Source organism: Mycobacterium sp. (genome assembly GCF_035623875.1).
In the GTDB taxonomy this organism is placed as follows: Bacteria; Actinomycetota; Actinomycetes; order Mycobacteriales; family Mycobacteriaceae; genus Mycobacterium.
In genome coordinates, this window is the sequence record NZ_DASPSP010000168.1 from 1 (window position 1) to 5068 (window position 5068).

Annotated in this window: 5 protein-coding genes and 1 pseudogene; 3 read left to right on the forward strand and 3 right to left on the reverse strand. The window is 66.9% G+C overall.

Annotated features, from left to right (window positions below; translation table 11 throughout):
* A partial coding sequence (locus tag VEI45_RS13935) for a hypothetical protein (RefSeq protein ID WP_324854117.1) occupies positions 1-674 on the forward strand: 674 nt, incomplete at its 5' end.
* Here VEI45_RS13935 and pdxH read toward each other — a convergent pair.
* The gene (gene pdxH, locus VEI45_RS13940) at positions 671-1330 is read right to left on the reverse strand and encodes a pyridoxamine 5'-phosphate oxidase (RefSeq protein WP_324854119.1); all 660 of its coding nucleotides are present in this window, start codon (positions 1328-1330) and stop codon (positions 671-673) included. The two genes, VEI45_RS13935 and pdxH, sit on opposite strands and share 4 nt — an antisense overlap.
* A gap of 82 nt (positions 1331-1412) precedes the next feature.
* Between pdxH and VEI45_RS13945 the strand changes: the two genes are divergently transcribed.
* Together VEI45_RS13945 and VEI45_RS13950 are read left to right on the forward strand one after the other, a co-directional pair.
* Positions 1413-2543, forward strand: a complete 1131-nt coding sequence (locus VEI45_RS13945; RefSeq protein WP_324854120.1) for a citrate synthase 2 — start codon at positions 1413-1415, stop codon at positions 2541-2543.
* A 115-nt stretch (positions 2544-2658) separates the two neighbouring features.
* A complete protein-coding gene (locus VEI45_RS13950; RefSeq protein WP_324854122.1) occupies positions 2659-3114 on the forward strand; it encodes a VOC family protein in 456 nt (151 codons plus the stop codon).
* On the opposite strand, the gene VEI45_RS13955 is transcribed toward VEI45_RS13950, so the two are convergent.
* Together VEI45_RS13955 and VEI45_RS13960 are read right to left on the reverse strand one after the other, a co-directional pair.
* Positions 3111-4814 (reverse strand): FAD-dependent oxidoreductase, encoded by a 1704-nt coding sequence (locus tag VEI45_RS13955; protein ID WP_324854124.1) that lies wholly within the window; start codon positions 4812-4814, stop codon positions 3111-3113. The two genes, VEI45_RS13950 and VEI45_RS13955, sit on opposite strands and share 4 nt — an antisense overlap.
* 13 nt (positions 4815-4827) lie before the next feature.
* Positions 4828-5068 (reverse strand): annotated as a pseudogene (locus VEI45_RS13960) (diiron oxygenase); the annotation flags it as partial.

Below are 5068 nucleotides of genomic sequence, written 5' to 3' on the forward strand. Positions count from 1 at the left end.
GGGTCCAGCACGGGCGAGATGCCGAGATCGCAAGCCAGCGGGCGATCGCCGACGTCGGAGTCACGAATATGACGCAAACGAAGGTGATTGCGATCCGCGGGGAGCGCCTCGCCCTCGCTCATTACTTCGTCTTGGACAGCTGGGGCGGGTCCGAGGTGCTAGGCGTCTCTGAGATCAACGCCGAAAACCAGATCGTGGCATGCGTCGCGTTCGATCCCGACGATCTCGACGCCGCGTTCGAGGAGCTTGACGCTCGCTACGTTGCCGGCGAAGCGGCCGCCCATTCGGATACATGGTCGGTGATTGCAGAGGCCCACGCCCGGTTCAATCGTCGCGAACTTCCCGCGACGACGCCGGATCCGGTTTACATCGATCATCGACCGCTCGTATCGATCGAGGGGGTTGATCTGGCCGCATCTGTTCGTGCCGTGTGGGACCTCACTTCGGATGCCAACATCTACGTCGAAGCCGTGCATCGGCTGAGCGAACTCGGAGCCGTCACCACCCAAGCGTTGAAGGGGACCTGGCAAGAGGGCTCTGACGCCGAGTGGCGGATGATCATGATGTTCGCAGTCGAAGGCGGCCTGATCAGCCGCATCGAAGTCTTCGACGAGGCAGATCTTGACGCCGCACTCGCGAGGTTTGACGAGCTCGATCGGCCGGCTTGCCCTTAGGGTTGCAGCCGCTCCACACGACCACCAGTGACACGAATTCGGTTGTGCAGCCGGTCTTCCCGGCCTTGCCAGAACTCGATGACGTCGGGCGCGATACGGTATCCACCCCAGTTCGGCGGGACCGGGATTTGCTCGTCGTCGGCGAACCGGGCCGCCACCTCGGCGAGCTGATCGACCAGCGCCGCGCGCGAGGCGATCGGCCGGGACTGATGCGACGCCCACGCGCCCAGCTGCGAGCCGCGCGGCCGCTTCGACCAGTAGTCCTGGCTGGCCTGCGGGTCGACCTTGGTCACCGGACCGCGGATATGGAACTGCCGGTTCAGCAAATACCACGGAAAGGTCGCCGACGCGTACGGCGTGGCGGCGAGCTCATCGCCCTTGGCCGAATCGTAGTTGGTGAAGAACGTGATTCCGTCCTCGTCGACACCCTTGCAGAGCACCGACCGGCTGACCGGCCTTCCCGAGTCGACGGTGGCCAACACCATCGCGTTGGGCTCGGCGATCCCCGCGCGCTCGGCGTCGCCAATCCATTTGCGCAACAATGCAAGCCAGCCATTGTCGAGCCAGTCGACGTCGAGGTCAGGGCTACCGTCTTTCTCGACGGAGCCGTACTCCAGCCGCATTGCAGCGAGGTGCTCGTTGTCCGGTCCTGCCATCGCGCCAACGCTACTCCGGGCGACGCCCCGCTAGTTACCGACCGGTAGCGACCAGTCTGGACCGGCGTGGGAGAATTCGCCTATGACTGTCATCCCGGACAAGATCCCGGAGAACTTCGTCGCTGGCCTCGAGGGTGTGGTCGCGTTCACCACCGAGATTGCCGAACCCGACAAGGACGGCGGCGCCCTGCGTTATCGCGGTGTCGACATCGAAGACCTGGTGGGCCGACGGGTCACCTTCGGCGACGCGTGGGCTTTGCTGGTGGACGGAAAGTTCGGCCACGGACTGCCGCCGGCCGAGCCGTTCCCGTTGCCGATCCACAGCGGGGACGTGCGGGTCGATGTCCAGGCAGGCCTGGCCATGCTGGCGCCGATCTGGGGATATCAGCCGCTGCTCGACATCGACGACGCCACCGCCCGCGACCAGCTCGCCCGGGCGTCCGTAATGGCGCTGTCCTATGTCGCCCAATCGGCCCGCGGCATCTACCAGCCGGCGGTTCCTCAGCGGGTTATCGACGAATGCCCAACGATCACAGCGCGTTTCATGACCAGGTGGCAGGGCGAACCGGATCCCCGGCATGTCGAGGCCGTCGACGCGTATTGGGTTTCGGCCGCCGAGCACGGGATGAACGCCTCGACGTTCACCGCACGGGTGATCGCATCGACCGGCGCCGACGTGGCGGCAGCGCTGTCGGGTGCGACCGGGGCGATGAGCGGCCCGCTGCACGGCGGAGCGCCTGCCCGGGTACTGCCGATGCTCGAAGAGGTCGAGCGAACCGGTGATGCGCGCGGCCTGGTCAAGAGGATTCTGGACCGCCACGACAAGCTGATGGGCTTCGGGCACCGCGTCTACCGCGCGGAAGACCCGCGCGCACGCGTGTTGCGGGCCACCGCCAAGCGGCTGGGCGCACCGCGCTACGAAGTCGCGGCGGCGGTCGAGCAGGCAGCGCTCGCCGAGCTGCGGGAGCGCCGTCCGGACCGGCCCATCGAGACCAACGTCGAGTTCTGGGCCGCGGTGATCCTGGACTTCGCGCGGGTGCCGCCCAACATGATGCCGGCGATGTTCACCTGCGGCCGCACCGCCGGGTGGTGCGCCCACATCCTTGAACAGAAGCGACTCGGCAAGCTGGTCCGGCCGGCGGCCATCTACGTCGGCCCGGACCCGCGCAGCCCGGAATCCGTTGAAGGCTGGGACCACATTCTCAAGGCCTGACCCGGTCACGGCGTCGGTGTCGGTGGCCGGTGATGAGATTGCATCGCGGCTCGAGTCAAAAGGTCTGTACCTGTGAGCCCGACCCGCTCCACGCACCGACACCAAGGAGGCCATGATGGCGATCGCCGTCGAACCCGCACTGTCCCCGCACCTCGTCGTCGACAACGCCGCAGCGGCGATCGACTTCTACGTCAAGGCTTTTGACGCGCAAGAACTCGGGCGAGTGCCCGGTCCCGGCGGCAGGCTGATCCACGCCGCGCTGCGCATCAACGGCTTCACCGTGCTGCTCAACGACGACTTTCCGGAGATGTCCGGCGGCAAGTCGACAACCCCGACGTCGCTGGGCGGAACTCCGGTCACCATTCATCTGACGGTGACCGACGTCGATGCCAAGTTCCAGCGGGCGCTCGACGCCGGCGCCACCGTCGTTGCCCCGCTCGAGGATCAATTCTGGGGCGACCGCTACGGGATCGTCGCCGATCCGTTCGGCCACCACTGGTCGCTGGGTGAGCCCGTGCGCGAAGTCAGCGCCGACGAGATTGCGGCTTTCATCGGCCACCAGCCGGGCTAGGACAGGTCGGCCAATTGGCGTAGCCGGTCGGCCAGCCGGCGCCGCAGCGGCGGGGCCGGCGCGGCCGCCGCGACCGCCAGCATCTCGGCGATCGAGGTGAACTTGTTGCGCGGCCGATCGCTGAGGCTGCCGCGGGACACTTCCGCGGCATCGATGGCCCGCCAGCCGGCGGCGTCGACGACGGTGGGCTGCCGCTCGGCGACCAGTGTGTCCAACGCCGACGGCTTGTCGATCGGATCGCGCAGCAGTCCGGCGTTGAAATCGTCGACCAGTCGCTGCACGGTTTGCAGTGCGCATGACTTGTTGGTGCCGATGAATCCCGTCGGGCCGCGCTTGATCCACCCTGCAACATAGGCGCCGTGCACCGATTGCCCCGAGTCCGGGTCGATCACCCGGCCGCCGTTGTTCGGCACGACTCCTGCGATGTCGTCGAAGGGCAACTCGCGAATAGCCTTGCCGTGGTAGCCAATCGAGGTCAACACCAGACCGGCCTCGAGCTGACACACGTCGTCGGTGCCGGTGACACCGAACTCCATACCGCTGGCCCGCTGTTCACCCAGCACCTGGATGGGCGTCAGTTGGTAGGCGAGCCGGATCCGCGGCCGTAGCGGTGGGCCCGACCGGTCGCCGAGCTCGCCCAGGATCTCCAGCTTCTGCTTCGTCACGGCGTCCGACGCGGTGGCAAGGTCGCGCAGCACCAGCTCGTGGTCGGCGGCATCGAGCACGACAGCTGCCTTCGTCGTCAGCCCGATCAGCTCGGGCAGCGTGAACGCCGAGTGTGCGGGTCCGCGCCTCGCGGCGATCACCACCTCCTGCACCCGTGCGGCGCGCAGCGCCCGCAAAGCGTGGTCGGCGATGTCGGTGCAGGCCAGCTCGTCGGGGTCGGCGGTGAGCACGCGGGCCACGTCGAGAGCCACGTTGCCGTTGCCGATGACGATGACCCGCTCATGGCTGAGATCGACCGGCAGCTCGGTGAAATCGGGATGACCGTTGATCCAGGCCACCAGCTCGGTCGCGGTGCCGGTCCCCGGCATGCCCATGCCGTCGATGTCCAGCCGCCGGTCATTGGGCGCGCCGACGGCGTAGATGACCGCATGGTGGTGGGCGAGCAGATCGTCGTGGCTCAGGTGTTTGCCGACCTCGACGTTGAGGAAGAACCGGAATTCGCGGCGACGGGCGATCCGGTCGAAGAGCGCAGTGACCCGTTTGGTGGTCTGGTGGTCCGGTGCCACCCCGGCGCGAACCAGTCCGTACGGGGTGGGCAGCTTCTCGAAGACATTGACCCGCACACGGTGTTGGGTGAGCAGTTCGTCGGCGGCATACATCGCGGCCGGCCCGGACCCCACGATCGCCACGGTCAGCGGGCCCTGATGATGCCCACGAACCTCCGGTGCCGGTATTACCGGCGCCAGCTTGGACGTCGGCGGGAGTTTCTGGTCGGCCGGCCGCTCCGGGTAATACGACGCGTTAAGTGCGATGAAGGGTTGCTGCTCGGGGGTCAGCCGGGAATCGGGTGCGATGGCGCCCACCGGGCAGGCACTCACGCAGGCTCCGCAGTCCACGCAGGCCACCGGATCGATGTAGAGCATCTCGGCGGTAGCGAAGCCCGGCTCGTCCGGAGACGGGTGAATGCAGTTCACCGGGCACGCGTAAACACAGGAGCCGTCGCTACAGCACGACTGGGTAATAACGTGCGGCATAAAAGCGAGTTTCCTAAGCGGCCGGCGCGACGACCAGGTGCTGGCGCTGCGGTTCGCTGCGGTAGCGCGACGGCTTGCCGTTGATCTTGCAGATTCGCCAGATCAGCTTGGCCAGCGGGTTCATCAGACCGGTGTCGTGGCAGAGCATCCGGACGTCGCCGAACATGTCACGCAGCATTTGACGCGACTCCGGCGAACCGAAGAACACCGCTTTGCGGACCTGGCGCGGGATGTCGAACTCCTGCCAGAACGCC

Coding starts and splice junctions, on each gene's coding strand:
- VEI45_RS13950 (WP_324854122.1), top strand. CDS start 2,659: ATGGCGATCGCCGTCGAACCCGCACTGTCCCCGCACCTCGTCGTCGAC.
- VEI45_RS13945 (WP_324854120.1), top strand. CDS start 1,413: ATGACTGTCATCCCGGACAAGATCCCGGAGAACTTCGTCGCTGGCCTC.
- VEI45_RS13955 (WP_324854124.1), bottom strand. CDS start 4,814: ATGCCGCACGTTATTACCCAGTCGTGCTGTAGCGACGGCTCCTGTGTT.
- pdxH (WP_324854119.1), bottom strand. CDS start 1,330: ATGGCAGGACCGGACAACGAGCACCTCGCTGCAATGCGGCTGGAGTAC.